17 protein-coding genes are annotated in these 22,525 nt (G+C 72.7%); 13 read left to right on the forward strand and 4 right to left on the reverse strand.

The annotated features are described in order from the left end of the window. The first annotated feature begins 110 nt into the window (after positions 1–110). The 6 genes from ACFY16_RS17865 (at position 111) to ACFY16_RS17890 (ending at position 7,752) form a co-directional block, all read left to right on the forward strand. Positions 111–389 (forward strand): hypothetical protein, encoded by a 279-nt coding sequence (locus ACFY16_RS17865; protein ID WP_390648043.1) that lies wholly within the window; start codon positions 111–113, stop codon positions 387–389. A gap of 205 nt (positions 390–594) precedes the next feature. Further along, positions 595–1,452, forward strand: coding sequence for a hypothetical protein (locus ACFY16_RS17870; RefSeq protein WP_390648044.1), 858 nt, complete (start codon positions 595–597; stop codon positions 1,450–1,452). Between the two features lie 377 nt (positions 1,453–1,829). Continuing rightward, on the forward strand, positions 1,830–3,041 hold the full coding sequence (locus ACFY16_RS17875) for a hypothetical protein (RefSeq protein ID WP_390648045.1): 1,212 nt from the start codon (positions 1,830–1,832) through the stop codon (positions 3,039–3,041). A 150-nt stretch (positions 3,042–3,191) separates the two neighbouring features. Next, positions 3,192–4,190, forward strand: coding sequence for a hypothetical protein (locus ACFY16_RS17880; RefSeq protein ID WP_390648046.1), 999 nt, complete (start codon positions 3,192–3,194; stop codon positions 4,188–4,190). Beyond that, the gene (locus ACFY16_RS17885) at positions 4,187–5,278 is read left to right on the forward strand and encodes an AAA family ATPase (protein ID WP_390648047.1); all 1,092 of its coding nucleotides are present in this window, start codon (positions 4,187–4,189) and stop codon (positions 5,276–5,278) included. The genes ACFY16_RS17880 and ACFY16_RS17885 overlap by 4 nt, the downstream gene beginning before the upstream one ends. A 113-nt stretch (positions 5,279–5,391) precedes the next feature. Then, a complete protein-coding gene (locus tag ACFY16_RS17890; protein ID WP_390648048.1) occupies positions 5,392–7,752 on the forward strand; it encodes a hypothetical protein in 2,361 nt (786 codons plus the stop codon). A 69-nt stretch (positions 7,753–7,821) separates the two neighbouring features. Here ACFY16_RS17890 and ACFY16_RS17895 read toward each other — a convergent pair whose 3' ends face one another. From ACFY16_RS17895 to fxsA, 3 genes are all read right to left on the reverse strand, one after another. Then, positions 7,822–8,835, reverse strand: a complete 1,014-nt coding sequence (locus ACFY16_RS17895) for a hypothetical protein (protein WP_390648049.1) — start codon at positions 8,833–8,835, stop codon at positions 7,822–7,824. Between the two features lie 63 nt (positions 8,836–8,898). Next, positions 8,899–12,600: an FxSxx-COOH system tetratricopeptide repeat protein gene (fxsT, locus tag ACFY16_RS17900; protein ID WP_390648050.1), complete on the reverse strand. Its 3,702-nt coding sequence runs from the start codon at positions 12,598–12,600 to the stop codon at positions 8,899–8,901. Between the two features lie 124 nt (positions 12,601–12,724). Beyond that, on the reverse strand, positions 12,725–12,943 hold the full coding sequence (gene fxsA, locus ACFY16_RS17905) for an FxSxx-COOH cyclophane-containing RiPP peptide (protein ID WP_390648051.1): 219 nt from the start codon (positions 12,941–12,943) through the stop codon (positions 12,725–12,727). 291 nt (positions 12,944–13,234) lie between these two features. Between fxsA and ACFY16_RS17910 the strand changes: the two genes are divergently transcribed. The 7 genes from ACFY16_RS17910 (at position 13,235) to ACFY16_RS17940 (ending at position 21,034) form a co-directional block, all read left to right on the forward strand. Further along, positions 13,235–14,707, forward strand: coding sequence for an FxsB family cyclophane-forming radical SAM/SPASM peptide maturase (locus ACFY16_RS17910; protein ID WP_390648052.1), 1,473 nt, complete (start codon positions 13,235–13,237; stop codon positions 14,705–14,707). Further along, on the forward strand, positions 14,704–16,149 hold the full coding sequence (locus ACFY16_RS17915; RefSeq protein WP_390648053.1) for an HEXXH motif domain-containing protein: 1,446 nt from the start codon (positions 14,704–14,706) through the stop codon (positions 16,147–16,149). Before ACFY16_RS17910 ends, ACFY16_RS17915 begins: the two co-directional genes overlap by 4 nt. 250 nt (positions 16,150–16,399) lie before the next feature. Further along, complete coding sequence (locus ACFY16_RS17920) at positions 16,400–17,314, forward strand: RNA repair domain-containing protein (protein ID WP_390648054.1); 915 nt, start codon at positions 16,400–16,402, stop codon at positions 17,312–17,314. A gap of 279 nt (positions 17,315–17,593) precedes the next feature. Beyond that, positions 17,594–17,932 (forward strand): antibiotic biosynthesis monooxygenase family protein, encoded by a 339-nt coding sequence (locus ACFY16_RS17925; RefSeq protein ID WP_355504325.1) that lies wholly within the window; start codon positions 17,594–17,596, stop codon positions 17,930–17,932. Further along, entirely contained in the window at positions 17,929–18,816 is an 888-nt protein-coding gene (locus ACFY16_RS17930) for an NAD(P)-dependent oxidoreductase (RefSeq protein ID WP_390648055.1), read from the forward strand. The genes ACFY16_RS17925 and ACFY16_RS17930 overlap by 4 nt, the downstream gene beginning before the upstream one ends. After that, positions 18,813–19,796 carry an amidohydrolase family protein gene (locus ACFY16_RS17935; protein WP_390648056.1) on the forward strand — a complete coding sequence of 328 codons (984 nt, stop codon included), beginning with the start codon at positions 18,813–18,815 and terminating at the stop codon, positions 19,794–19,796. The genes ACFY16_RS17930 and ACFY16_RS17935 overlap by 4 nt, the downstream gene beginning before the upstream one ends. Next, positions 19,793–21,034 carry a cytochrome P450 gene (locus tag ACFY16_RS17940; RefSeq protein WP_390648057.1) on the forward strand — a complete coding sequence of 414 codons (1,242 nt, stop codon included), beginning with the start codon at positions 19,793–19,795 and terminating at the stop codon, positions 21,032–21,034. The genes ACFY16_RS17935 and ACFY16_RS17940 overlap by 4 nt, the downstream gene beginning before the upstream one ends. 497 nt (positions 21,035–21,531) lie before the next feature. On the opposite strand, the gene ACFY16_RS17945 is transcribed toward ACFY16_RS17940, so the two are convergent. Beyond that, positions 21,532–22,377 (reverse strand): alpha/beta fold hydrolase, encoded by an 846-nt coding sequence (locus ACFY16_RS17945; RefSeq protein ID WP_390648058.1) that lies wholly within the window; start codon positions 22,375–22,377, stop codon positions 21,532–21,534. Positions 22,378–22,525 lie beyond the last annotated feature (148 nt).

The following is a 22,525-nucleotide window of genomic DNA, read 5'->3' on the forward strand; positions in this document are numbered from 1 at the left end:
CAGTGTCGGGCGGGGGCCGGGCGGCGGCCTGCCGGGCGTGGCGTTCGAGTTGCAGGGGCGCGGCGCGCGGAGTGCGCTTGAGGAGCGGCGTCGGCGAGAGGACCGTACGCATGTCCATGTCCGACGCGGATCCCGGACCGGTGTCCGAGACGTTCGCGTTCACCTGCGGCGACTGCGGGCACGTCTGGGAGACCGTGTTCCGCGTCATGTTCTTCACCGACCCGACCGACGCCTCGGGACTCACCACCCAGGAGTACGTCGACGAGGAGGGCCGGGCCGTCAGAACGCCCTTGTCCGAGGCGGTCTGCCCCGACTGCGGCAGCCGCAGGGTGCGAGTGACGTCACCCGGTGGCGGCGCGGGCCGAGGGGGCTCCGGGAGCGCGGGCTGAGGGGAGCGGGGAGTCGGGGCGGGGAGTGGGGAGCCGGGGGCGCGGGTTGGGGAGCCGGCGCGCGGAGTGCGGGGTTCAGGTCCGGCGCGCGTTCACCCTTTCGGCGCCGTGCACTGGTCGCCCGCCGGGGCCGGTGGTGCCGTGGTGAAGGGAGCGAACACCAAGCACCTCGGTGGAACATCCACTTCCTCAGGAGGCATCCGTGATGACCCCTCGTCCGTCCCGCCCCGTCCGCGCCCTCGCCTCGGCTCTGGCCGTCGGCACGCTGCTGACCACGGCCGCCTGCTCGGACGGTCACGGCGGTGACGCGGGCGGCCCGGACGTGGTCGCGTCCCCCGTGGCGAAGGAGGCCGGAGAGACCAGGGAGGCCGACACGGCCAAGAAGTCCCCGACCCCGACCCCGACAGCCACGGCGGCCCTCACCAAGGCCCAGGCGCAGACCGCGCTGATCACCGCGGCATTCCTGGAGGACGGGTGGACCCAGGCCAAGGACGCCGACACCTGGCACAGCTCACTGCTCACCGGCAAGGTCGACGCGTCCGCGTTCACCACCGACAAATCGGCCGCCGCCGACTGCCAGCGTCTGATCGACGGCCTCTACGACGAGGACCTCCTGGGCAAGCCGTCCGGGGCCTCGGCGCTCACCGGATTCACCGAGGGCAACTCCCGTCTCCTCTACCAGGTCGCCGCTTACAGCAAGGACGACCTCGACAAGTCGCTGCCCTGGCTGAAGAGCCTCCCCACCAAGTGCGACCAGTTCACCGTGAACAGCTCCGAAGGCGACCGGACCGTTCAGGTCGTGGCGGCACCCCTGCCGAAGGGGAGCGATGTCCGGCAGGCCGTGACCGTGACGGTGCAGGGCAGCACGGGCGGTACGCCCGTCACCCTCGCCCTGGACGTCGCCGCCGTGCAGGTCGGCCCGAACGCGATCACGGTCACCAACGGCGGTGTGGACGGCGTCGATCACGACAGCACGGGGGACGCGGTGCTGTTCGGCACCCAGCGTCTGAAGGACGTGCTCGCCGGGAAGTCGCCCGCGCCCTCACCCAGCCAGTTCGAATGACGCCCTGGACCAGACACCGCCGGAACCTGCAGGACATTGCGGGAACACCAGGAACACCGCCGGAACACCGAGGGACTCCGGCAGAAACCGACCGGATACGGCCGCTTCCCGCCGCTCCGTGTTCGGTGATGCCCTGTGAAGGGCATCGTGCATACAAGGCGGTGCGGCAACGGTGCCGTCCCGCGCGACCATCCGGGGGCAGGAACGTCAACTGCCGTACTCGAGGCTGGTGTCGTGCTTCCGGCGCGGTATCACGGACCCCTACGATTCACCTGCCCCACGGCTACGGACGCGCGGCGGCCGCGGGTGCCGTGTGTGCGATGCGTCCTCGGCCGTGCCGGAGACCGTGCGGGCCCACGACGGAGGGGGGACGAGCCATGGCGACACCGGGACGCGCCCGTCTGCGGTGGCTGCCGGAGTCGGTTCCCACCGTCGTGCTGGGCGCGGCGGGCACGCTGCTCGCCGGTGTGCTGGTCGGGCTGGTGGTGGACACCTCGGCCCTGGTGGACTCGGGCGGCTACCTGTTCGGCGCCGGGTTGCTGCTCGCCGTCGGCCTGTACGGGAGCACGTACGCGATCGATCTCAAGGCGCTGCGTGCCGACCTGACGGGTGTGCTGGCCGCCGTGACCGTGGGTGTGGTGCTGAAGGCGGGGCTGATCGCCGGGACGATGCTGCTCGTCTTCCGCCGGCCCGAGGCGCTGGTGCTCGGTATCGCGGTGGCCCAGATCGATCCGCTGTCCGTCGCCGCGCTCGGCCGCGGCGGGCGGATGTCGCCGCGTGCGCGGTCGTTGCTGTCGGCGTGGGCGTCGTTCGACGATCCGATGACGGTGCTGCTGACGCTGTACCTCGCGGGATACGCGTACACGGCCGCGGGACACGAGGGTGCGCCCGAGGTCGCGGGCGGCGGCGGGGGCGGATATCTGACCGGGCTCGGTCTCAACGCCGCGTTGCTGGCCGGGGTGTCGCTGCTGTGGTGGGCGGGGCGTCGGGTGGCGGGCCGGGTGCCCGACACCGGGTCCGCCCGGCGGACGAAGGGCGCCGCGACGGTCCTGCTCGTGGTGGCGATGCTGGTGCTCGCGGCGGCGCGGCAGTTGATGCTCGCGGTGGCGTTGGCTGGGCTGGTGGTGCGTTCCACGGTCCTCGGCAGGGCCCTGGAGCGTGCGGTGGGTGGTGCGTTCCTCGCCGCGTTCCTGGCGCTCGGACTGCTGCTCGCGCACGGGGTGTCGTGGTGGCCGGGATTCGTTCTGGGTGCGGCGGCGTTCGGGGCGCAGGCGGTGGTGGCCCTTGGGGTGATGCCGCTGTTCGTACGTGGTCTGGAGCGCCGTGACCGGATCGCGCTGGGCCTGGGACAGCAGAACGGCATCACGGCCGTGCTGATCGCGCTGACCCTGGAACGTGACTTCCCCGGTACGGCCGCCACGGTGGGCCCTGCCGTCGTCACGGTGAACGTGCTGCACGGCGCCTCCCAGGCGCTGCTGGCCCGTTCGCCCCGGCTGCGGTGGCCGCTCGCCCGTGGGGAACTCGGCGCGGCCGATGCGCGTCACTCCCGGCACGACCGGCGGGGGGCGGACGAGAAGTCGGTCGCGTAACCGCGGCGGGCGGCGGCCGGGGGGCGTGGGCGGTCCCCGGCGGCGAGGGTCGTACGAAGTCAGCGATGTCGACAGGGCCGACGGGGCCGACGGAACCGACGGATCATACGAAGCACCGGTGCCACGGGGCGGCCGGACGGGGAGAGGCGTATGAGGCAGGGGACGGGACACGGTCGGCGGGGGGCACCGAACGGTGGCCGCGCGCCCGGCATCCGGCCGACGGAGCGCGCCACCGCACCGCCGCGCGGGTCACGGTCCCCTGCTCGCCGCGTCCACGGGTTCACGGCGGTCCGCGGGGCGGCAGTGTGCGGGGCGGCGCTGCTGCTGGCCGCCGCGACCGCTCCGGCGTCCGCCGCTCCGTGGTCCGCCACTGCGGCGGCGTCCGGGGAGCGGGACGTGCAGTTGGTGTACTGTCTGGCCGCCGCGCATCGCGACGATCTCGTCGCGGCCGCGGTGGCCCTGGGGCTGCTCGTGCCGGGCGGAGCGGCGGGGCAGGACTCGGTTCGCCCCGTGGGGTCCGGCGGGCGCATGACGCTCCAGCGGTGGGCCGAGCGGCGTGAGAAGGACTTCTCGCGGGCCTGTTCGGCGTTGATGGCGGCCGGGGCCGACTCCCGGGAGCCGGCCGCGCAGGGCTCCGACGGCGACGGCTGGTTCGTGACGTTCCTGAAGGGGCTGCCCGTGCTGGCGGTGGGTGCGCTGCTCACCCTGGGCGGTCAGTTGTCCGAGCGTGTCTCGTCCGAACGACGGCAGCTGCGGCAGCGGTTGCGGACCGACGAGGCGGCGTTCAGGGGGGCGGCGCGGGCGTATCTGGCCGCCTACGAGGATGATGCGGACGCGGACCACGCGGCCGTCCGGTCGGCGCGTGAGGCGTTGGCCGGGACGCTGTTCCAGGTGCCGGGACCGGCGGCGCGGCGGCGGGCCGCGGGGCTGGCCGTCGAGGGGCTTCCGCTGGCGGAGCCGCTGCCCTCGTCGCGTGAGGGCCTGGTGCTCGGTACGGAGGACCGCGCCCGTGAGGCGCGGGCGGCGGGCGATGCCGTGGACCGCGTGCCGCGCTCGGTGTCCGGCCTCGACCGCGGTGTCGCGCACTGGGGTTGGCGCACGGTACGCGAGTGGCGGGTACGCCGTCTCGAGCCGGGAGCGGCCGTATGACCCGGCCGGTTCAGGACAACCCGTACGGCGTGTACGTGCCGGGCAGCAAGGACAGGCTGCCGTGGCTGCCGCCGCCGCTGCTGGACGACCATCCGCTGGTGCCGTGGGCGGAGGAGAGCCACGCCGGTCAGTGGGTGGACGTCGATCACGCGCTGGATCAGGTGAAACAGTTCGAGCAGTGTCTGGAACGGCTGCCGGAGATGATCCTGCCGAAGGTGGACATGGGGCACCTGGTGGTGGTGACCGGTCCGGTCGGCATGGGCAAGACCACCCTGATCCACCGGTGCGTACATCTCGCCCGGCAGCGGCTCGAGCACTTCGCCCGGCTGGCACCGCCGAACTCCGGGCGGCCGGGGGTCATCCGGCCGCCCCGCCCGTATGTGGCGATGACCGGCGGGTACGACAACCGCGCGAACGGCATCAGCACGGACGCTCGGGGGCAGTTCGCCTCGACCCAGGACATCAACACCGCCCTCCGCAACAAGATCGTCGAAGAGCTGGGCGGCCACTTCCCGGACAAGGCGTTGCAGCGGGTGCGGACCGAACAGGACGTCCACCAGGCGTTCCTGGGGCTCAGCAGGCTGCTCGCGCAGCAGGACGCGCTGCTGCTGGTCCTGGTGCCGCACATGGACTGGCGGGACGACATGGGATCCGTTCGCACGGACTTCCTGAGGACCTGTCTGAAACATGCGCGGAGCCGGATCGTACTGTTCGTCGAGGTGTGTCACCACGATCCCGAGAGGGCGCACGAAGTGGTCGAGGAAGTCTGGCCCGACACGGCCCTCACCCATCTGAAACTCGGCAGCCTCACCTCGGAGGACACCGTGAAGTTCAGTCAGTCCGCCGTCCGCGGCGAGCACCCCGACCCCGACGCGCCGAGCCACTCCAGGGAGTGGCTCACCTCCGACGTACGGCAGTTGCGCAAGAGGTACTTCAGCATCGCGGAGGAGCGGAGACGCACGGGTGGCGAGGTCCAGGTCACCGCGGCCGACCTCGGCGCCCCCGCTCTGGATGTGACGGCCATGGCCCGCAATCCGTCCGCCGTCGTCCCACCGCCCAGACGGCACGATGCCCCGCCGGGCTCCTGACCCGGCCCAGCACCCCCGCGTCTTCCCGCGGTCCCCGCGATTCCCGCCCCCAGCGATCCCCGCATCCGCCCGCCGCTCGGAACGCCGAAACCGGACACACGAGGAGTGCCATCGTGGCCCCAGACACCAACGCGGCCCTAGACAGTGGAGACCTCTGGCACGAGAACCCCTTCCCGCAGATCCCGGTCGTGCGCCTCGGTCCGGCGTCCGACCTGGGAAACCCGGCGGTGCGGGGGGCCGACTCGGGCAACGCCCACATCAGCACCCCGCTCGTCGAGGACCTTCGGGCGCTCGTCGACGACTACTTCGCGCCACCCGCCGCGCCCGGTCGGCGCGGCCGGGCCGTAGCCCTGGTGGGCGGGTTCGGCCTGGGCAAGAGCCATGCGCTGCGGCGGACGTACCAGACGGTGCGCGAACGGCATCCCGAGGCGGCGATGTGGATCGTGGACGAGCCGGCGCAGGACATGGGGCGCCTGTACCGCGACCGGCTGCGCGGTCCCGGCGACTCGGCGCAGGGGCGTCAGGCCTTCGAGGAGCTGGTGCGGGACTACTACGCGTACGTGACGGCGGGCTGGGTGAGTGCGCAGGACGACGATCCGCGCCGGGACACGCTCCAGGAGATCGCGACCGGGCTGCGCGAACGCGCGCTGGATCCGGACAAGGTGGTGGCGGCGCTGCGCTACGACCCCGAGGTGATCCACGCCGATCTGCGGGGCACGCTCGGCGAGGTCACGGAGCATCGCAGGTTCGCGACCGCGTTGGCGCTGCTGCTGGAGGCGCCGTTCAAGCGGATGGTGTGGAACTGGCTCGGTGGCGAGGAGCCGGCCGAGCCGCTGCGCGAGCGGGGTATCACCGAGGCGATCGGCCCGTCCGGCGGCGGGTCGGGCAACGCGGCCGGGATCGACCGGGTGTTCGACGCGCTGGCGGTGCAGGGCTTCCTGCACGGCCGGGTCGGCACCGCGTACGTGCTGCTGCTCGACTCTCTGGAGAAGGTGCTGGACTGGCCGGAGGAGAGCCGGCGCACCTTCATGGACGCCTTCGAACGTCTCGTCAACATCTACACGAGCCATGGCGGTCTGCTGGTGTTCTGCACCTCGCCCGAGGGGCTGCGGGCGCTGCGGCCGAGCATGCACGAGCGGGTGGTGCAGTTGTGGCCGACGGGCCTGAGCGACGAGCACACCCGGGAGCTGGTGGCGAAGTACCTCGCGGCGAGCGGGGAGGGGGCCGCCGCCGGGACGCCGGCCACGGGACCGTTCGAGGAGGAGGCGCTGCGGCTGCTGCACGAGCTGACCGAGGGCGTGCCGCGCGAGGTGCTCAAGGTGTGCCGGCTGGCATGGCAGCTCAGCGAGGAGCCCGAGCATCCCGACGACACCGGGGACACCGGGGATCCGGACGACTCCGAGAGCCCTCGGGTCCTGGTGGTGCGTCAGGTGACCGGGGCGACGGTGCTGAAGGCGGTACGGCAGCTGCACGAGCAGGTGTCGTACCGGCAGGTCCTCAACGATGTGCACGACGCGCTGGACCTGGGGCAGTGGCGGATCGCCTCGCGCGATCCGGTGCCGGCGCGGCTGTCGCGTTCACCGGGCGGCCTGGACGAGGTCGTCCACTGGCTGTCGCCCGCCCCGAACGCGTACCTGGCGGTGATCCACACCCGGTCGGTGCTGCTCGCCGGCGACGCCGAACGCATCGCGACCCATGTACAAGGGCTGCGCAGCGCGGTACGTCCGGGGCGGTTCGAGGCGCTGCTGGTGGTCAACGGGCTGGTGTCGCAGGCGATGCAGGACCGGCTCGGCCGGTCGATCGGCTCACGGCCGCTGGTGTACCGGCAGGGCGGGTTCGCGCAGAGCGTGCACGAGGCGCTGTTGCAACTGGAGCGGCGCCTGGTGGAGGAGCAGCGGGAGGGCGATCTCGCCGAGCTGGGCGAGCGGATGCGCCGCGACCTGGAGCAGCAGCAGACGGCCCACCTCGACGAGCTGCGTCGCGCTCTCGCGGCGCTGACCGCGGAGGCGCAGCCGGGGGCGGCCGTCCCGTCGGCGGCGACGGCGTGGCCCGCGGGTGAACCGGACGGCGGTGTCGCGGAGTTGCCTGTTCCGGTGCGGCGCAGGTTCCGTGACGCGCTGGCGATGCTGGAGACGGTGACGCGGCGGGTGGCCGGCCGGGCGGTGAACCGGCGGGCCGCGGCGACGCCCGCGGATCTCAGCGTCCTGGGCTGCGCCACGCTGGTGCGGGAGCTGACGGAGGACTTCCGGGGTGCGGTCGCGGCGTGGGCGCGCAGCGCGATGCCGGGTGCGCCGACCGAGCTCCAGCTGAGCGAACTGCGCCGGATCTGCCGGGAGTACGAGTGCGCGGTCGAGGTGCTGCCGGTGCATCTGCTGGGTGGCGCCGAGCACCGGCATCCGCTGACGCCGGCGCGCACCGTGGAAATCCTCGCGGAGGAGGTGTGGGGCTCCCTCAGCGCGGCCGGCGTGCCGTGAGCCGTCCGGCCGTCCGGAGTTTCGACGGGATGGCCGTACGGCGGATCGACGCGATGGCCGTACGGTGGTTCAACGGGCCGGCGGTGTCGTGACGCCGCCGACGGCTCCGGCCAGGCCCCACAGTCGGCGTTCGGCGTTGTCGACCTGCCGCTGGTCGAGGGTGACGCCGAGGACGAAGGCGCCGGGCGAGGTCCAGTGGACGTACACGGCGCCCTCCTGTACGTCGAGGACGAGCCGGTCCACGGGGGCACGGCCGGGAACGGGCGGAGCGACCAGGGCGAGTGCGTCGGTGAGGCGGACCAGGTGGCCGCGCAGACTGCGCGAGAGGTCGCGGTAGGCGGTGCGCCGGGTGCGGACGCTCACGCCGATGAAGCGCGGGCCGAGTTCGTGGGCGTCGAAGACGTCGCCGACGCAGACCAGGCTCCAGTCGCGGTAGTAGCCGGCGTACTGCAGGTCGGTGGTGTTCACATGGGTGCGCCACAGCCCTCTGAGCCGCTCCTCGTACACGGCGTCCGGTTCGGCGGCCGTTCCGAAGTCGACGTGCGGGCCCTCGGGCCCCGCTCCCGTGCGCAGGTGCGCCTTGGCCTGGGGGTCGCCCCCGGGCAACTCGTCGGGCAGCGAGTGGACCTCGGTGCGGATGCGGGTGACGAGGTGGTTCATGGCGGCGTCCATGGCCGGCACGCCGTCGGGCAGGTCCGTCACCGCGGCCAGGAACTCGCCGGGGCGGGCGCGTCCGCCCCACAGGCCGCCGCGCGCGTTGCCGACGACGGTGCGCATCAGTTCGCCGGTGCCCAGCGGCCGCAGGACCGCGCCGAGGTCCTGGGCGCACAGCAGCAGCCGGCTGCCGGGCAGCGCCTCGCTCGCGTCCTCTTCGCCCAGCTCGGTGACCAGGCTGCTGAGCGGGGCGCGGGGGAAGCGGAAGACGGTGAAGTCGAGGATGCCGTTGCTGTAGTGGGACAGGGAGCGGATCTGGGGTGTCCCCGCGACCTCCTCCTCGCACAGCGCGGTGATCCGGCCGTGGCGCTTGCCGGTCCAGTGGGACTCCTTCAGCGTGTCGGTGCGGTGGGGTGCGGGGGCTGCCACGGATGCTCGCCTTTCAGTGGGTGAGTGCGGGGCTGCGTGCGGCCGGTCGGCACCGGCGGTGCGCTACACGTCGGGCAGTTCCAGGTCGATGTCGTAGCCCGACGGGGGTGACGGGCGGGCCGGATCGGTGGCGGTGAGCCGGTCGAGGTGCTGGCTCACCCGGCGTCCGTCGGGCCGGTGCGCGACGCCGAGGTCGCGCAGCCGGGTCAGCGCGGCCCCGGCCAGTACGGCCGCCTCGTCCGGGCGGCCGTCGGCGGCGAGGGACGCGGCGAGGGAGTTCTCCGCGGCGGCCACCCAGGGGTGGGCCTGGCCCAGCTTGTGGCCGAGGAGGTTCAGGGCGCTGCGGCCCACCTCCTCCGCCAGCCGCAGCTCGCCCGTGGCACGCAGATAGACACCGTGGCGCACCTGACACAACGCGGTGTACGGGTGGCCCGCGCCGAACCGCCGGGCGAGGGTGTCCCCGCACTGCCGGGCCTGCTGTTCGGCCTCGTCGGCCTTGCCCAGGGCGTGCAGGTCGGCGGCGTAGCTGAACTGGCAGCGCAGCGTGTCGAACCGGTCGGCGCCGAAGCGGCCGATGTACAGGCGCAGCGCCCGCCGGTCGCGTTCGTGGGCGAGTTCGTAGCCGTAACGCGGGTCCTTGACGGCCGGGAAGCCGTCGGCGAGGCGGCGTTCGCTGACGGCGAGGCCCACCTCGATCTTCAGCCGCTCGCCGTCCCAGGTGTCGCCGTACCGGCGCAGCCGCTGGCGCAGCAGGTCGTGGGCCTCGCCGGTGCGGCCGGCGGAGCGGTAGAGGTAGGCGAGCAGGTCGGCGCTGTCCCAGGCGACTTCGTCGTCGGTCCCGCCGACCGCCTGCCGGTAGCGGAAGCGCTCCTGGAGCCGGGTCAGGGCGCGGGCGACGCGGCCGGTGAGGGCCTCGGTGAGGGCGACGTTGTGCTCGACCTGGATGGTGGCGGGGTGTTTCCAGCCGAGCAGCAGCTCCAACCCCTCGAGGGCGGGGCGCAGTTGCAGCAGGGCGTCGTCGAACCGGCCGAGCGTGCGCAGGGTGGCGGCGTAGGAGTCGGCGGACAGCAGGGTGCGCGGGTGGGTGATGCCGAGGAGCCTGCGGTGGCCACCGAGGGCTTCCTGGGCGAGCCGGCGGGAGGTGTCGTAGTCGCCGCGCAGGCGGTGGGCGCGGGCGGTGAAGTTGAGCAGGCGAAGGTACTCGGGCGACTGCTCGTCGCCGTCGGCGCGCCAGCAGTCGCGGGCGTGTCCCGCGATCTCCAGGAGCCGGTCGAGGTCGGCGGACTCGGCGCGCTGGCCGAGGGCGCCGAGGTGGCGCAGCAGCGAGCGGCGCACCCGGGGCCGGGGGTCTTCCCACAGCCTCAGTGAGTACACCTCGCGGGCCCAGTCGGCGGGCAGCTCCTGGTGCTCCTGCGGGGCGTACTCGGCGAGGATGCCCCGCAGCACCGACTCGATGTGGCGGCGTTCCGCGTCGCCCATGCCGGCCCGGATCAGGTCGCGCAGGCCGTGGTGCTGGGCGAGGGGCTGCTCGGCGCGGTCGAAGTCGACGTCGAGGAGGCCGACCTGGGCGAGGGCCCACAGGGCGACGCTCACCATGTGCTCGTCGGGCAGTTGTACGTCGTCGGGGTGGCGGGTGCCGGGGGTGCGCGGCTGGTCGGCGTCGTCGTCGCGGGCCAGCTCGGACAGGATGCGGCGCGAGCGCAGCAGTTCCAGGCCCATGCCGCGGCCGGTGAGCAGGGACGCGGCGTCCAGCAGCCAGCCGAGGGCGTCGAGTTCGGGGCTCTCCGCGCGCCAGGCGGCGGCGCCCGGGGTGGACTGTACGACGCGCCGGGCGACGCGGACCATCACGGCGACCGGGGACGCGCCTTCGGTGTGGCGCAGGAGTTCGGTCTTGCCGGCGCGGTACTCGGCGAGCACGTCACCGACGGCGTCACGCAGGGCGGCGTCGGGGTTCATGTGGTCGTCGCGGCGGTGGACCGCGGCGCGCTCGGCGAGGCAGTGGGCGGCCAGGTGCAGGGCGTGCGGGACGAAGTCCACGACGCTGCCGAGCTGTCCGGCCTGCTGCTCGGTGATCTCCGGCACCCGGTCGGCGAGCAGCGCGCGGCTCTCCTCGGGGGTCATCGGGGGGATGGGGAAGGGGGTCAGGTGCGGTGGGCGGGTCTCGGGGACGCCGACCGTGTGGGGGGTGTCCGCCGGGCTCTCGGACTGCGGGGGAAGGCGGCTGGTGATGAGGACGTGGCCGCGCTCGTGCGGCACCGGCAGCAGTCCGTACAGGGAGGCGGGGTCGGTGACGCCGTCGTAGACGAGAAGCCAGCTGCCCAGGTCGTCGTCGGGTCGGGACAGTCTGGTCAGCAGCCGGGAGACGCCGGCGTCGTCGCCGTCGGTGCCGAGCCGTTCCTCGGGGCTGCCGAGGCGGTCGGCGAGCCGGGCGAGGCCGCGCTCGACCCGCTGCCGCTCCCAGGAGCGCACCCACCACACGACGTCGTAGCCGGCACCGTAGCGGTGGCACAGCTCGTGCGCGGCATCGCTCTTGCCCCAGCCGCTGGGCCCGTGCAGCACCAGGCAGGTGCCGTCGAGGCCGGCGGTGCGCAGTTCGTCGTCGAGCCGGGCGAGCAGGTCGCCCCGGTCGACGAAACCGCCGCCGCGCGCGGTGACATTGGTGGTCTCGGGCAGGCGCGGGAAGCGCGCCGCGCCGCGGGGGGCGGCGTGCTCGAGGGTGCCGAGGCCGAGGCCCGTGTACAGCAGTCGCAGCGCCTCCTCCTCGGTGGTGCCGCGCAGGTCGATCCGCTCGTGGTGCGCGGCCTCGGTGTGCGGGAACGGCTCGTCGACCAGCACGATGCGTACGTCGGTGTGGGAGAGCGCGCCGATCTGGGCGAGGAGCGTCTCGTCGGCGTCGTCGGGCGAGAGGAACAGCAGGGCGCCGCCGGGATCGGGGCGTTCGCCCGTGTAGGTGTCGGCGCGGCGCAGTTCGGTGCGCACTCCTTGGGCGGCGAGCCGGTCGCGCACCCAGGCGGCCCAGGGCGCGTGGCGGGCGGAGTGGACGACGGTGACATCGGTCAGCCGCGTGGTGCGGCGGTCGCGCAGCCAGTCGGCGAGCCGCTCGTAGTAGGGGCGCAGGCCGGTGACGGTTCCGGCGTCCTCGGCCTCGACGGCGAGGCTGCGGCTGTCCTGGTACATCGGGTTGTACGGGATCTCCAGGAAGGGGATGTCGCCCTCCCCGAGTGTGCGGGCGATCGGGCCGAACTTCCGGCGTACCCGCTCACGCGCGTTGCGCAGCCGGTCGTGGACGCCGACGTCGCTCTTGAGGCCGAGGGTGAGCAGCCGGACGGGGCGGCCGGCCCGGCGCGCCGTCAGGTCCTCGGCGAGGGCGGCGGCTCCGTCGATGGACCAGGCCGTCATGGCGAAGCAGACGACGAGCGCGTCGGCGTAGGCGGCCGGCCGGGTCGCCTCCGCTGCTTCGGGTGTGTCGGGGACCGGCGCCTCGATCAGGACATGGTCGTAGGAGGCGGCGACGGGGTTCTCCGCGAGAGCGGCCAGCGACGGGCCGCCGGTGGTGAGCGTGTGGACCCGGCCGGGTTCGGGTGGGAGCAGCGGTGCGGGCGGGCCGACGGCGCCGGAGCGTCCGTTGACGAGGAGGACGCTGCGGTTCGCCTCGGCGAGGACGTCGGCGGCGTTGCGCAGGGTGGTGCTCAGGCCGAGGTTCTCGGAGGTGGCGAGAAAGACGGCGAACGGACCTGGCCGGTCAAGGGGGTTGACGTCTGGCATGACCTCTCCGCTCGGCGCGGCGCGACAGGGAAGGACGGAACCAAGGGCAAATAAACCAAGGGCGAATACCGACAAAACGGACGTACGAGGGTGTCAGTATAGGGGCGCGCCGCGCACCGGGCGCTCATGCGCTCTCCTTGTGCCCGGTGACGAACGGGTCGCCCTCCGCGCAGCCGGCGTACACCCGGCGCAGTACCGCGCCGAGGACGGACTCCGGCAGGGCGGCGACGTCCTCGGGCGCGAGTACGGTGAGGTCCAGGACGACGGACTCGACGTCGGGCGCCGGCTCGCCGCCCCCGCCCGTGCGGGCCTCACCAGGGGCGACGCCTTCGGCTGCTGCCATGGTGGCCACTCCATGAGGTCTCGTGGGCCGCCGTGGCGGCCCTCCGGGCGCCTGCGCGTGCGGCAGGCTACGGGATGTCACTTTCAGCGTAGCGCCGCGGCCCGCCCCGGCGGCAGCGGCCAGAGCTCTCCGGCTGGTGCCAACTCCCGCTCGCACGGTGGATGTTGGCTCGCCCGTTGACTCATTCGTGATGTTGACGCTGGACGCGCCACGAACGAATACTGGTCGGACGGAGTGCGCCGCGGACCGTGCCGGGCCGGGTCCGCTGCGTACGCCTTCGGGGGGAAGCGGATGAGTCGACCGCCACTGCGCCATGCCGAGCCGCCCTGGCCGAGGGCCGCCGACGTGGAGGCATCACAGGCCGCGGGCTGGGTGCCGTACCCGTTCCACTCCTTCGTCCTGAAAGTGCACAGCCGCTGCGACCTGGCCTGCGACTACTGCTACATGTACCGCTCGCACGACCAGAGTTGGCGCACCCAGCCACGCACGATGGCCCCCGCGACCGTGGCCCGCACCGCCGAACGCATCGCCGCACACCTGTCCGCGCACGGGCTGACCGAGGCGGGGGTGGTCCTGCACGGCGGCGAGCCCCTCCTCGTCGCCGACGCCGAACTCGCGCGTACGGTACGGGTGTTGCGTGCGACGGTCGGTGACGGCGTGCGACTTCACCTCTCGTTGCAGACCAACGGTGTACGACTGACCCGGCAACGCCTCGACCTGTGCGGCGAGTTGGGCCTGCGCATCGGCGTGAGCACCGACGGGGGGCGTGCCGCGCACGACCGGCACCGGCGCGGCGCGGACGGCCGCGGCAGCCACAGCCGGGTGCAAAGGGCGCTGCGCCTCCTCGCCGAGGATGCCTACCGCCCGCTGTTCGGCGCACTGCTGTGCACGATCGACCTGCGCAACGACCCGGTACGCGCCTACGAGGACCTCCTCGTCCACCGGCCGCCCGCGATCGACTTCCTCCTCCCCCTGGGCAACTGGCACACCCCGCCGCCGGGACTGGACCCCGTCGGACGGCACACCCCCTACGCGGACTGGCTGTGGGGCGTCTTCGAGCGCTGGTACGGCGCCCCGGCCCGGGAGACCCGCGTACGGCTCCTCGACGACCTGCTCGCGCTCCTGCTCGGCGGCACCCCGCAGACGGAGTCGCTCGGCCTGTCCCCCGTGCGGTACGCGGTCGTGGAGACGGACGGCTCCCTCGCCCAGGACGACACCCTGCGCACCGCCTACGACGGCGCCGCCCGCACCGGACTCGACATCCGGCGCGACTCCTTCGACGACCTCCTGCACCACCCCGGCGTCGCGGCCCGCCAGTGGGGCGCCGACGGCCTGTGCGCCGAGTGCCGGGCCTGCCCGCTGCACCGGGTGTGCGGCGGCGGCCACTACGCGACCCGTTACCGCCACGCCACGGGGTTCGCCAACCCCAGCGTCTACTGCGCCGAACTGACGGAACTCATCGGCCGGGTACGGCACCGGCTGAGGACGGATCTGGTGGGTACGGGCCTGGTGGGGGCGGACCCGGGTGCGGGCCCGGCGCCCAGGGCCGGAGGGCCGCGGGAGAGGTGGCGGGCGACTTCCGGGGTGGGGTGGCGTTCGGCTCCGCGTGAGGAGCGGGGCCCGACTCCGGGGCAGGGGCCGTCGGCCGACGGACGGCAAGGTTCGCATCCCGCGCGGGAACACGCCCCACCACCCGATCAGGGGCGAAGCCCGGCACCGGGACGATGGCAGGAACCGGGTGCGACGGGCGCGGAGGTGGCATGACGCCGTTGCCGCATCGTATGCCGGGCGCGCTGTTCGACGCGGTCGCCGCGGGCGGTGGCGGGGCCGGGTCCCTGCGTTTGCTGGCCCGCGCCGAGCACAGCCGCCGCCTGGCCTGCGCGTACGCGGTGACGGCCGCCGCCCGTGAGGCCAGCGGCTCCGTGGCCGAGGAGGCCGGGCGCGCCTGGGAGCTGTTCACCGCCGCCACGCGCGCGGCTCCCGACGCGACGGCGGCCGTTCTGACCCACCCGGCGGCGGGGCCCGCCCTGTTCGGGCTGCTCGCGCACCTGACGCGGGGGGAGGATCCGGAGCGGTCGCCGGTGAGCTGGTACACGGCGCTGGCCGCGGCCGCGGCGGTACGCGCGGGGCTGCCGGGACGGGTGGAGTGGCCGGTGGACGGGCCCTGGGTGGCGCTGCCCTCGCTCGGCCGGGCCCATTTCCCCGGGGCCGGCTCCGGGGGCCGGGCCGAGGTGCGCATCGACGCGGCCGGCCGGGCCCGGATCACGCTGGACGGACAATCCCCCGACGACGCTCCCGTGACGGTGCCCGCGTCTCCGTACCGCAGCGAGGGCCGCTGGCACGGCGCACACCTGCTCACCACCCTCGACTCCGGCGTCCCGCTGCTGCTGGACGTCCTGGACCAGCCGGGCTTCCCGAACGCGGTGCGCTGCCCCGACGGCCTGGGCGCCGACGAGGTGCGCCGCTGGTCGGCGGTGGCGCAAGAGGCCTGTGGGCTGCTGCACGCGGACCATCCGGAGCTGTACGCGGAACTGGCGGCGGGGGGCCGCCTCCTGGTGCCGCTGACGAACCCGGGCCGTGGAACCGTGAGCGGGAGCAGCGCGGAGACGTTCGGGTGTGTGGCGATGTCCCGGCCGACGACGGCGACGGGGTTCGCGGTGACCGTGACACACGAGATGCAGCACAACAAGTTCGCGGCGGTGCTGCACCTTTTCGACCTGCTGGAGCCCGGCGGCCCGGAGCGCTTCTACGCACCCTGGCGCCCCGACCCGCGGCCCCTGCTCGGTCTCTTCCACGGGGCGTACGCCCATCTCGGCGTGGCTCGCTTCTGGGCTCGCCGACGCGAGACGGAGCCGGACCCCGGGCTGCGGGCGGAGGCGCACGTCCAGTTCGCGCGCTGGCGCCTGGCGGCCCGGGAGGCGACGCTCGTGACCCTGGCCTCGGACCGGCTCACCCCACTGGGCCACCGCTTCGCCGACCGTATGCTGCATACACTCGACGCCCTGTGTCGCCTGCCGGTCCCCGCGAGTGCCCAACACCGCGCCGAATCCACGGCCCACGCGCACCGCGCCGCATGGCAGGACCGGAACGGGAACGCGGACGGACGGAGCACGGACCCGGAGATGCGAAAGGCCCCTGATGAACAGGGGTCTCAGCTGTGTGTCCGAGGGGGAGTCGGCCCGGGAGCCCACGGGTCACGCCGCTGACCACGGAATGGGATGGAGGTGCGAGACCTCCTCCACGACCAGGCCGAACGCCCACCCGGGACACTCGCCCGGGCAGCTTCAGGAGCACCGCCGACAACGCCGATCGCGGAACACGGCCGTGTCGGACACTGCTCGCGGAGCCGGAGAGAGGGCCGCGGAGTCAGACGGATGTCTGATCCTCCGACCGTGGAGGACAAGGTGGGCGGCACCCTGGAGGAAGAGAGGGTGTGAAGGCGGGAGCGGAGGCGTGATGCGGACCAGCGACGAGATCTATCACCGGGTCCGCTGGGACCCGCGGTTCGACCCTGCGCGGTTCGTGCTGGGGATCAGCCAGCGCGGGGATGCCCTCAAGCGTATCCCGCTGCCTTCCTTCGTGCCCGGGGGCGACATCCCGTGGCACCGGGTGGTGTTCATCGAGGCGGACGGCGAGGTGGTCTGGGACCGGGCCACGGGTGTGGACCGCATCGACGCGTCGGGCGCCGGCCGGGTACGGGAACCGCGAACGGACCTGAGCTTCGACACGAGCTCCCGCAGGGGCGAACCCGCCGGCGTCCTCGACGTATCGCCGACAGCCCGCACGGCAGTGGCCTGGATCCCGCCCGCGGAGCTGTGGCCGCCGATCCAGGACATCCGCCGGGACTACGATCCGCAGATCCACCGCTGGCCGCCGCACGTCAACGTGCTCTTCGGCTTCGTACCGGAGTCCGACTTCGAGCGGGCTGCCCCGCTGCTCGCGGCGGCAACGGCCGAAACGCCGATCTTCACCGCCCGGCTGGAGGGGGTGCGGACCTTCCGGCACAGGGCGTACTTCACCGTGTGGCTCGACCCGACGGCGGTCGGCAAAGCGCCATGGGCGGACCTGCACCGCGTACTGCAGCAACGGTTCCCACGCTGTCGTGGGGCCGCCAAGAACTTCACCCCGCATCTGTCCCTGGGCCGGACCCGGGATCCGCGGCAAGTCACCGCCGACTGCGCCACCCGGCTCGCCGCCATGACGGCGACCGTCTGGGAACTCGTCCTGCTCTCACGCAGGGGCAACGGGCCGATGCGGCCACGGGCCACGGTCGCCCTGCGCACGGGCGAGGTCCGCCGGCTGCCCGCACCCGGCCCCGAAGCGCCGGGCACGGAGGACACGGCCTGGCTCTCCGTGATCACCGACAGGTGAGGCACACAGCCAGATGAGGCGAAACGCCGCCCGGGGCACCAGCGGTCCGGCGAGCCCCTCGCCGGCGCGCTCCTCTCAGGAGCCCGCCCCTGCAACCCCACCGGCGGACGCTTCCCGGCGACTGACAACGCCCCGCCTCGTCACTCACCCGAACAGAGCAATCACGAACCGTTATCGCCTTGTCCCCATTGGCCCGTGCCCCATTCGGAGTTGCGTCCGCACGGGGGACATGAGGCCGTAGGAGTCGTGTCCCGCTGGATCTCACCCTCAGGAGGAGACATGGGCACGAGGAACAACGGCCAACCGGCCGACAAGCTGAGCGTCGTCTTCACCGTCCGAGTGATCGAGGGCGGCGAGCAGGGATTCCTGGATCTGTACGACCAGCTCCGCAAGTCCGTCGCCCGGACCCCCGGCCACATCGTCGAGAGGCTGGGAGCACCCGTGGACGACTCCCGGCAGTGGGTCATCAGCAGCGAGTGGCAGACGGCCGAGCACTTCTTCGCCTGGCAGCAGAGCGCGGAGCACCGCGCACTGGTGGCCCCGCTGCGCCAGTGGGTCGACTCGACGCAGTCGCTGCGGTTCCGAGTCGTCAAGGAGACCAAGGGAGTGACGTCATGACGCGCACCACCAACGGCCCCGTCGCCGTACTCGGGCTCGGCACGATGGGCACCGGCCTGGCCGCCCGCCTCCTCGACCGGGGAATGCAGGTCCGGGTCTGGAACCGTACCCCGGAGCGGGCCGAACCGCTTGCCGAGGCAGGCGCCTTCGTCGCCCCCCACCCCGCCGACGCCGTCGAGGGGACGAGCGCCGCCATCTGCGTCGTCGCCGACGGCGAAGCCCTCGGCTCCGTGCTGCGCGGACCCGACGGCGTCCTGTCCAAGGGTCCCTACCCCGGCGTCCTCATCTGCGCCAGCACCGTCTCCCCCGAAGAGGTCCTCCAGATCGCCGGGGACATCCCCTCGGTCGTGGACGTCGGCATGCTCGGCAACCGCGATCACGCCCGTGACGGCGAGCTGCGGCTCTTCGTCGGCGGCGAGGAACAGGCCTTCAACGCCTGCCGCCCGCTGCTGGAGGCGCTGGGCAAGGAGGTCGTCCATCTGGGCGCACTCGGTTCCGGCATGCGGATGAAACTGTGCCTCAACCTCCTGATGGGCATCGAGGTGCAGGCCCTGGCCGAGGTCACCGAACTGGCGGCCGCCTGTGGCCTCGACCGGCAGTCGGTCCTCAAGACCATCGCGGGCAGCGGTTTCGCCTCTCCGGTCATGGCGTTCAAGTCGAGACGCCTGGGTTCCGGCCGCTTCGAAGAGCCGGACTTCCGGCTGCGGCTGATGGCGAAAGACCTCATGCTCGCTACCAAGCAGGCGGCGGCAGTCGGCCTGAGTCTGCCGCTGGCGACCGCCGCGGCAGAGACCCACGTCCGTGCCACCGAGCAGGGACTGGGCGACCAGGACTGTGCCGCGGTCACCCGCGCACTCACACCGAAACCGGGTAGCGACACGTGATCATCGACATCCACGGGCATCTCTCCCCGCCGGAAGCGGCCAAACGCTTCCCCATGCCCCCGAGCCTGACCGACGTCGACGGCATGCTCGCCGCTCGCGCCGAGGCCGGCATCGACCTCACCATCATCGGCAGCCCCGTCGGCGCCGGAGCGATGGCGCGGGTACCGGGCGTGGACAACTACGCGCAACCACGAGACCGGCTGCGCAGTTTCCACGCCTGGATGTCGGGGCTGATCGCCAGGTTCCCCGACCGATTGCGCGGCTATGTGTACGCCAACCCGTTCGGCGACGACGATCACCTCGAAGGGGTGCGGGAGACCCTGGAGGACCCGGCCTTCGTCGGCCTGATCACCACGTCCAGCGTCCACGGGGAGCTGCTCGGCTCCCCGCGGGCCGACTCCTTCTTCGCGCTGGCCGCGGAGGCGGGGGTGCCGGTCCTGGTACACGCCCCGGCCGAACCCGTCGGCACGGAACGGGTCGACGAGATCGGCTTCGTCGAGCAGATCGGCCGGTTCGGCGACGTCACCATGGGCATGGCCATGATCGCCTTCGCGGGATGGCTGGACAAGTACCCGGATCTACGGCTGATCGGCGCGACCGGCGGCGGCGCGATGGCGCTGCTGCCGGAGCGCCTGCAGACGGCGGCGCGCCCCCGGCACTGGGCCGGGGGCGCGCCGCCCCCCGGCCGGCCCGAGGCGGCCTCGGCTCCGTCGGCGGCCCGGGGACCGGCGGTCGACCCGGCCGCGGCGCTGCAGCGCATGTACGTCGACACGAGCCCGCTCAGTTCGGCGCATCTGAGCCTGAACGCGGAGGTGCTGGGGCCCGAGCGGATGCTGTTCGGCACCGACTCACCACCGTTGGCCGTGCCGCTGGAGGAGCAGATCCGCATGATCGAGAAGTTGCCGGTCGACAGGGCGTCGCAGCAGCTCGTCCTCGGTGGCAACGCCGAGGCCCTCTTCGACCTCAGGAGTCGTCCATGACCACCACGCAAGAGGCCGTCACCGCGGCCGAACGCTGCACCCCGGAGTTCCGGCGGGACCCTCACACGGTCTACGCCCATCTCCGCGACGCGGCCCCGGTCTGCCCCATGAGACCGCCGCACGGCAACGAGACGTACCTCATCACCCGATACGAGGACGCGCGGGCCGCCCTGGCGGATCCGCGGTTGAGCAAGGACATGTACGGGGCCATGGACGCCTACCGGAGGATCTTCGGTGACTCGTCCGTCGCGCTGGACGACAACATGCTCAACTCCGACGCGCCCAAGCACACGCGGCTGCGCAAGCTGGTCAACTCCGCGTTCACCCCACGGCGGGTGGAAGCTCTGCGGCCGAAGATCCAGGACATCGTCCGGGGCCTGCTCGACGAGTGCCCGACGCGGGAGCCCTTCGACCTGTTGCCAGTCTTCGCGTTCCCGCTGCCGATCATCGTGATCTGCGATCTGCTCGGTGTACCGCCCCAGGAGCGGTCGCGGATGCAGAACCTGTCCGCCACGGTGGCTCAGAGCGGCTTCAACGAGGAGGCCAAGCGGGCCCAGCAGAAGGCGGAGGAGGATCTGCACGCGTACTTCTCGGATCTCATCGCCGCCAAGCGGAGGCGTCCGGGTGACGATCTCCTGAGCGCGCTCACCGCGGTCCGGGACGACGACGGCGGGCTGACCGAGAACGAGCTGGTCTCCACGGCGTTCCTGCTGATGTTCGCGGGTCACAAGACGACCGCGTACCTGCTCGGCAACGCCGTGCATCACCTCCTCTCCCATCCCGAACAGCTGCGCGCCGTGCGGGAGAACGGGGAGCTGATGCGTGCCGCGGTCGAGGAACTGGTGCGCTACGACGGCTCCGTGGAGAGCGCGACGTTCCGTTACGCGACCGAGGACGTGGAGTACAGCGGGACCCGGATTCCCAAGGGCGCCCTGGTCCAGGTCGCGATCAGTTCGGCCAACCGCGATCCGCTGAAGTTCGACGCCCCGGACGAGTTGAATGTGCTGCGTCCGGGCAATGCGCAGGACGCGCATCTGGGGTTCGGGCACGGCAGCCACTACTGCCTGGGAGCCCCGCTGGCCCGGCTGGAGACGCAGCTGGCGCTCACCGCCCTGCTCGACCGGTTCCCGAGGATGACTCTGGCCGACCCCCGCGCCGAGGCGCGGTGGCTGGAGGTTCCCTTCCCGGCCTTCCGCGGCCTCGCGGAGCTTCCGGTCGTGCTCGATCCTGCCGGGTGACCGACGCACGGGGGAAGGATTCCCGGTGGTCGGCCCTCCGCGCGCCGGTCTGAGCAGACTTCCAGACCCAAGACCAGGCGTCCCCCACATATGAACCAATCACCCGAGCAAGTGAACCCCCTTGTCTCGAGCGGCACTTGACCACCGTGTTCCGGCCGGCAGGAGCACGGCGGTCGGAGTGCCGTCGTCGGCGTGGTGCCCGTCCGCCCGGGGCGCTACCCGTGCCGGCTGCCCCTTCGCGACACCTGTCCGGCTACAGATCGTCGAGTCGGAGTCGGCGGTACCGGTTGGGCTCGCCTGCGGCGACCATCGACGTCGCCGGCCGCCGCAGGCGCACCCGGTGACACCCGGTATCCGCTCTCTCGCGCCGGCCCCGGGCCCCTGCGCCGCCGCACCGGTGATCACTGCATCTCAGCCGCTGGGGCGCCGATGCCTGACGGTCGCGGCGACGCCCGCCCCGGGCCGGCCGAGGCCCGTGCCCCTGCGAGCCACGGGCCTCAGATCCGGTCGTGCAGCAGGTCCTCGAGGAGGTGGACGAACACGTCGTGCGCCTCGATCTGGGTCCAGTGACCGGACTTGGGGATGATGTGGAGCGTCGCGTTCGGCAGCGTCTTCGCGAGATAGGTGCTCGACTCGACGGGGACGATGATGTCGTCGCGGCCGTGGACGCACAGGGTCTTGTGCGGCAGTGAGGTGAGCTCCTCGACCGTGAAGGCCGGCGGCTGCGTGCCGGGCGCGAACATCGCGGCGTGCGAGCGCTTCACATCGGCCCGCTCGATGTAGGGCATGCGCTCGGCGACGACGCGGTCGACGACCCCGGAGAGCGTGCTCATGTCGAAGACGAAGGACGCCAGGAGTTTCTGGAGCTGCCCGGCCGTCGGGTCGGCGTAGAAGGTGCGCAGGTGCTCAAGACCGGGCGTGATCGGCAGGTTCGGAGCGCCACCGGATCCCATGAGGAGCATCGTGCGGACGCGCTCCGGCCGGCTCAGGGCCATGCGGAGCGCGATCATCCCACCCATCGAGTTCCCGACGAGGTGCGCCTTCTCCACGCCGAGCTCGTCGAGCAGCTCCCACAGGGTTTCGGCCTGGACGAGGTTGAGCGGCCCCATGCCGGTCGGCGGGTCCTCGAGATGAGTCGAGTCGCCGAAGCCGATCATGTCCGGCGCGAGGCAGTAGTGGCGCTCGCCGAGCTCCTCGATGACGGCCTTCCAGTTGGACGTTCCCGTCGCCCCCGGTCCCGAGCCATGGAGGAAGAGGAGGGCCTCCTTGGCCCCGGTCCCCGTCCGGTGGAGCCGGTAGGTGACGCCTCCGACGGAGACGTCGCTGCTGGTCACGGTGGTCATGGGCGACTCCTTCATGCTGGCAAGGGCTGCGAACCGATCTGAATCGAGCACTACAATTTATGGCTGCTCCAGCAGGGCCACAAGGCTCATTCACCCACCAGAATTCCTAATTCTCAGCCCCTTGCGTTCGCGTTATGGGTCCTGCATC

It is taken from the genome of Streptomyces sp. NPDC001315 (assembly GCF_042896175.1).
In the GTDB taxonomy this organism is placed as follows: domain Bacteria; phylum Actinomycetota; class Actinomycetes; order Streptomycetales; family Streptomycetaceae; genus Streptomyces.

Coding starts and splice junctions, on each gene's coding strand:
- ACFY16_RS17865 (WP_390648043.1), top strand. CDS start 111: ATGTCCATGTCCGACGCGGATCCCGGACCGGTGTCCGAGACGTTCGCG.
- ACFY16_RS17870 (WP_390648044.1), top strand. CDS start 595: ATGACCCCTCGTCCGTCCCGCCCCGTCCGCGCCCTCGCCTCGGCTCTG.
- ACFY16_RS17875 (WP_390648045.1), top strand. CDS start 1,830: ATGGCGACACCGGGACGCGCCCGTCTGCGGTGGCTGCCGGAGTCGGTT.
- ACFY16_RS17880 (WP_390648046.1), top strand. CDS start 3,192: ATGAGGCAGGGGACGGGACACGGTCGGCGGGGGGCACCGAACGGTGGC.
- ACFY16_RS17885 (WP_390648047.1), top strand. CDS start 4,187: ATGACCCGGCCGGTTCAGGACAACCCGTACGGCGTGTACGTGCCGGGC.
- fxsT (WP_390648050.1), bottom strand. CDS start 12,600: ATGCCAGACGTCAACCCCCTTGACCGGCCAGGTCCGTTCGCCGTCTTT.
- fxsA (WP_390648051.1), bottom strand. CDS start 12,943: ATGGCAGCAGCCGAAGGCGTCGCCCCTGGTGAGGCCCGCACGGGCGGG.
- ACFY16_RS17910 (WP_390648052.1), top strand. CDS start 13,235: ATGAGTCGACCGCCACTGCGCCATGCCGAGCCGCCCTGGCCGAGGGCC.
- ACFY16_RS17915 (WP_390648053.1), top strand. CDS start 14,704: ATGACGCCGTTGCCGCATCGTATGCCGGGCGCGCTGTTCGACGCGGTC.
- ACFY16_RS17920 (WP_390648054.1), top strand. CDS start 16,400: ATGCGGACCAGCGACGAGATCTATCACCGGGTCCGCTGGGACCCGCGG.
- ACFY16_RS17925 (WP_355504325.1), top strand. CDS start 17,594: ATGGGCACGAGGAACAACGGCCAACCGGCCGACAAGCTGAGCGTCGTC.
- ACFY16_RS17930 (WP_390648055.1), top strand. CDS start 17,929: ATGACGCGCACCACCAACGGCCCCGTCGCCGTACTCGGGCTCGGCACG.
- ACFY16_RS17940 (WP_390648057.1), top strand. CDS start 19,793: ATGACCACCACGCAAGAGGCCGTCACCGCGGCCGAACGCTGCACCCCG.
- ACFY16_RS17945 (WP_390648058.1), bottom strand. CDS start 22,377: ATGACCACCGTGACCAGCAGCGACGTCTCCGTCGGAGGCGTCACCTAC.